Raw genomic sequence first — 4,570 nt, 5'->3', positions numbered from 1 at the left:
GCCCACCACGGCCGCCGAGCTCGGCCTGGACGTCACCTTCGAGGCCGGCGACGCGACCGCCTGGGCGATCGCCCAGCCGACTGCTCCGGAGCTGGTGGTGGTGAACCCGCCGCGCCGTGGGATCGGGCCCGAGCTCGCCGGCTGGCTGGAGCGGAGCGACGCCCGAGCGGTGCTCTACTCCTCGTGCAACGCCGTCACCCTGGCCCGGGACCTGGCCGCGATGCCCACCCTGCGCCCCGAGCGGGCCGTGCTGCTCGACATGTTCCCGCACACCGGCCACTACGAGGTGCTCACCCTTCTGCGCCGTACCTGACCCCGAGAGCGCACAGGTATCCCCGAGGTTGCGCATGTGGCGCCCGAGACTGCAACCGCCGTCCACAGACCCCGCCGCCGCGCCGCCGTGCACCGATGCGAAGGTGGTGCCATGAGTGCGGATCAGGCCTACTTCCAGCTCGCCGACACGGCGCGGACCGGCGACGGCGTCGTCGAGTCGTTCGTGGCGACCGAGCACACCGCGAGCCCGTGGGGTGCTGAGATGCAGCACGGGGGTCCGGTCGCCGGCCTGCTGACCCGCGCGCTCGAGCACCACGGCGCCCGCGCCCACGCACGGCTGTCGCGGATCACCATCGACCTGCTCGGTGCGGTGCCCCTCGGCACGCTGCGGGTGCGCGTCGCCGTCCTGCGCCCCGGACGCCGGATCGAGCTGCTCGGTGCCGAGCTGGAGGCCGACGTCGACGGAACCTGGCGCCCGGTGGCGCGGGCCCAGGCCTGGCGGCTCGCCACCCAGGACACCAGCGGCGTCGTCAACGACCCGTTCCCGCACCCGGTGATGCCGGAGCACGACGTCGCGGGCACAGACATCCTGCCTGCCGCCTGGCAGGTCGCCGGCTTCGTGCCGACGCTGCGCTGGCGTGCCGAGGAGGGCCTGCGGGCGAACCGCGGAGAGCCGACCACGGTCTGGCTCCACCTGACGCTGCCGCTGGTCGCGGGGGAGCCGACCTCCCCGCTGGCGGCGGCCCTCACCATCGCGGACGTCGCCAACGGCGTGGGCGCCCGTCTGGACCCGAGCACGCACACCTTCTTGAACACCGAGATGACCGTGCACCTCTACCGCCCGCCGAGCGGGGAGTGGTTCGGTCTGGAGGCCGAGACCGCGATCGGCCCGGACGGCGTCGGGCTCAGCCAGGCGCTGATGCACGACACGCTCGGTCCGATCGGCCGGATCTCGCAGAGTCTGTTGGTCGAGCCGCGGCGCTAGTCACGACTAAGGCGTGTCTCCCCAACGGCGATTGCCTGCTGCGCGACCCCCGAAGCACGCCGTGGACTGCGTTGTCGTCAGTCGTCGTGGCTCCGCCACGCCTCCCTCCTCCGCCTTGCCACGCCACACTTCGGACGCCGCTCGCAACGGCAACCGTTAGGGAGACACGTCCTAGAGGATCGCCAGCAGGAGCAGCGGGACGCCCATCGCGACCAGGGTGGCGATCGTGCCCAGCGCGACCGCGCGGGTGCCGATCCCGGCCAGGTCGCGACCGGTGAGTCCCAGCCCGAGGCCGTACATCCCGGCGGCCAGCAGCACCGTGGCGGCGATGCTCGCGGCGTCGGTGACCAGGCCGGGGAGCAGACCGGTGGAGCCGACCAGGCAGGCGGCGAGGAAGCCGAGGACGAACCACGGAACGCCGGGCGCGTCGGTGGAGCCGTGCCGCCGGGCCAGCACCAGCACGACCGGTGCCAGCGCGGTCACCCGCCCGAGCTTGATGGCGATCGCGACCGGCGCGGTCGCCGCTCCGATCAGGGACGCCGACGCGATCACCTGGGCGATCTCGTGGATGCTCGCCCCGGCCCAGATCCCGGCCTCGGTGTCGCTGAGGTGCAGCAGGTCGGCGAGCACCGGGATGGCGAGCATCGTGGCGGTGCCGAAGAGGGTGACCAGGGCGACGGCCGCGGCCACGTTGCGCTGACTGGCCCGGACGGCGTCCTGGGAGGCGGCGATCGCGGCAGCGCCGCAGATCGAGAATCCGGCAGCGATCAGCGCGGTGAGCTCGCGCTCGACGCCGAGGCGGGGGCCGAGCCACAAGGTGGTGGTGAAGGTGACGACGACGGTGGCCACGATGATCAGCACCGCGCCGATGCCGACGTCGACGAGCGCGGAGACGGAGAGCTGCAGCCCGAGCAGCGCGACGCCGAGTCGGATCAGCGGCTTGGAGGCGCGGGCCTGGCGCTCCAGTCCCTCACGCCCGCGGAGCAGGTTGGCGACCAGGGCGCCCGCGATCAGTCCCCACATCAGCGCGCCCACGAACGGCACCGCCTGCGCCGCCAGCAGCGAGACGCCTGCGGCAGCGAGCGGAGCCAGGACGGCGGGCAGCCGACGGCGGGTGCGGGGAGGGAGCGTGCTGGTCATGTCTCCACCCTCCGCCGGCTCGCCGGGCCGGAGTAGAGGTCAAGATCGCACCAGGTTATAAACTGCGATTATGACTGGCGTGGACCTGGAGACGCTGCGACTGCTCGCCGCGATCGGCGACCTCGGCAGCATCAACGCGGCCGCGGCCCGGCTCGGCATCTCACAGCCCGCAGGCAGTGCGCGGTTGCGCGAGTTCGAGGCGCGGTGGCAGATTGCCGTCGCGGTGCGCACGCCCCGCGGCACGGTGCTCACCCCGGAGGGTGACGCCGTCGTCGGCTGGTCGCGCAAGGTGCTGCGCGAGGTGGAGGCGATGGAGTCGGGCCTGCGCGCGATGACGGCGGCGCAGCGCGGCGACCTCGCGGTGGCGGCGAGCCTGACCATCGCCGAGTTCCTGCTGCCGCGCTGGATGAGCGGGCTGCGGGTCGCGGCCCCCGGCGTGCGTCCCCATCTGCAGGTGGTGAACAGCGAGGCGGTGCTCGACCTGCTCGGCCGGGGCGCGGTCACCCTCGGCTTCATCGAGGACGCCGAGCGTCCGGTCGGCGTCAGTCACACGGTGATCGGCTACGACTCGATCGTGATCGTCGTCGAGCCCGGGCATCCGTGGGCGCGCCGCACCTACCCGATCCCGCCGGAGCAGCTGCGTGCCGAGTCGTACGTGCTGCGCGAGCCGGGCAGCGGCACCCGCAGCACCTTCGAGCGGGCGCTGCGGGCGGTTCCGGAGGTGGCCCTGGAGGCGAGCTCGACGCAGACCCTGCTCGGCGCCGCTCTGGCCGGAGTGGGGCCGGCCGTGCTCTCCGCGCTCGCGGTGAAGAGCCACCTGGAGCGCGGCGAGCTGGTCGCGGTGCCGACCGAGCTGGACCTGCGACGTCCGCTGCGCGCGGTGTGGACCCGTGGCCAGCGCCTGGCCGGGCCGGCCCGTGAGCTGCTGCGGATCGCGACGTCGGCCAGTGGGGTCGACTCCACGACCGCGCTGCGCGAACGGCCCGACTGAGCCGCCTCAGCGGACCTGGCGCACCTCGAACTGCAGTCGCGGGTGGGCGTAGGCCTCCTGGGACTCGACCAGCAGCAGCTCGCGCGAGCCGGCGTCGAGGGTGTTGCTGAGCAGGTCGAAGACGCTGGACACGGTGCGGCCCAAGGCGTCGCCGGCATCGCCGCTGGAGCGGTAGTGCGCGGTGAACAGGGCGGCGGTGACGTCGCCGGAGCCGTTGGCCTTCATCGGCAGGTGCGGGGTGCGCACGATCCAGGCGCCCTCGGGGGTGACGGCGAGCATCTCGATGGTGTCGGCGGGCCGGTCGGCCTGCTCGACGCTGGTCACCAGCACGGTGCTCGGGCCCATCGCGCGGGCGGCGTCGGCGGCGTCCAGGATCTCGGCCAGGGTCTGCGGCTCGCGCCCGGTGAGGTAGCCGAGCTCGAACTGGTTGGGGGTGATGATGTCGGCCGCCGGCACCACGCGCTCGCGCAGCAGGACCGGGATCGCGGGGTGCACGAAGCAGCCGCTCTTGGCGTTGCCCATCACCGGGTCGCAGGCGTAGACGGCGTCGGGGTTCGCGGCCTTGACCCGGGCGACCGCGTCCAGGATGACGTCGCCGATCTCCTCGCCGCCCTGGTAGCCCGACAGCACCACGTCGACCTCGGCGAGCGCGCCGCGCTCCTCGATCCCGGTGATCACCTCGCGCACGTCCTCGGCGGGGAGCAGCGGGCCGCGCCATGCGCCGTAGCCGGTGTGGTTGGAGAAGTGCACCGTGAAAACCGGCCAGACCTCGTGGCCGAGGCGCTGGAGCGGGAAGACGGCGGCGGAGTTGCCGACGTGGCCGTAGGCGACCGAGGACTGGATGGAGAGGATCTTCACCGGCCTAGTCTCGCACCCTCCTTACATACCGTCGGTCGGTATGTCTTGTCGTCGGAAAGTAGAACGCGTTACAGTTGCGCGGGTGGTGTGGGCTGAGCCACACCCGGGAGTCGAAGAGGTGTGCGCGGGATGGCGAAGAAGTCCTATTCCACGGTGGCCGACTACGTCGTGGTCGGGGCCGGATCTGCAGGGTGTGCGGTTGCTGGAAGGCTCGCCGGCGCCGGCGAGCAGGTGATCCTGATCGAGGCCGGCGGCAGCGACAAGTCGATCATGTTCAAGCGCCCCGGCATGATCGCGATGATCCACAGCGAGCCCAAGCTCAA

General features: G+C 72.6%; 5 protein-coding genes and 1 pseudogene. 4 read left to right on the top strand and 2 right to left on the bottom strand.

The features are described from left to right. Positions 1-313 (top strand): annotated as a pseudogene (locus ABD151_RS09015) (23S rRNA (uracil(747)-C(5))-methyltransferase); the annotation flags it as partial. 111 nt (positions 314-424) lie between these two features. Beyond that, positions 425-1,258, top strand: coding sequence for a thioesterase family protein (locus tag ABD151_RS09010; protein WP_343993481.1), 834 nt, complete (start codon positions 425-427; stop codon positions 1,256-1,258). Between the two features lie 171 nt (positions 1,259-1,429). On the opposite strand, the gene ABD151_RS09005 is transcribed toward ABD151_RS09010, so the two are convergent. Continuing rightward, positions 1,430-2,398, bottom strand: coding sequence for a YeiH family protein (locus ABD151_RS09005; RefSeq protein ID WP_343993479.1), 969 nt, complete (start codon positions 2,396-2,398; stop codon positions 1,430-1,432). A 70-nt stretch (positions 2,399-2,468) separates the two neighbouring features. Between ABD151_RS09005 and ABD151_RS09000 the strand changes: the two genes are divergently transcribed. Beyond that, a complete protein-coding gene (locus ABD151_RS09000) occupies positions 2,469-3,389 on the top strand; it encodes a LysR family transcriptional regulator (RefSeq protein WP_343993477.1) in 921 nt (306 codons plus the stop codon). A gap of 6 nt (positions 3,390-3,395) precedes the next feature. Here the strand turns inward: ABD151_RS09000 and pdxY are convergent, their stop codons facing one another. After that, the gene (pdxY, locus tag ABD151_RS08995) at positions 3,396-4,247 is read right to left on the bottom strand and encodes a pyridoxal kinase PdxY (protein WP_343993475.1); all 852 of its coding nucleotides are present in this window, start codon (positions 4,245-4,247) and stop codon (positions 3,396-3,398) included. Positions 4,248-4,376: 129 nt separating this feature from the next. Here pdxY and ABD151_RS08990 point away from each other — a divergent pair. Next, positions 4,377-4,570, top strand: a 194-nt coding sequence (locus tag ABD151_RS08990; RefSeq protein ID WP_343993474.1) for an FAD-binding protein, incomplete at its 3' end; no start/stop codon positions are given.

Origin of the sequence: Nocardioides dubius (assembly GCF_039528155.1) — a bacterium.
Lineage (GTDB): Bacteria > Actinomycetota > Actinomycetes > Propionibacteriales > Nocardioidaceae > Nocardioides > Nocardioides dubius.
This window is presented reverse-complemented; position numbering and strand designations above follow the sequence as displayed.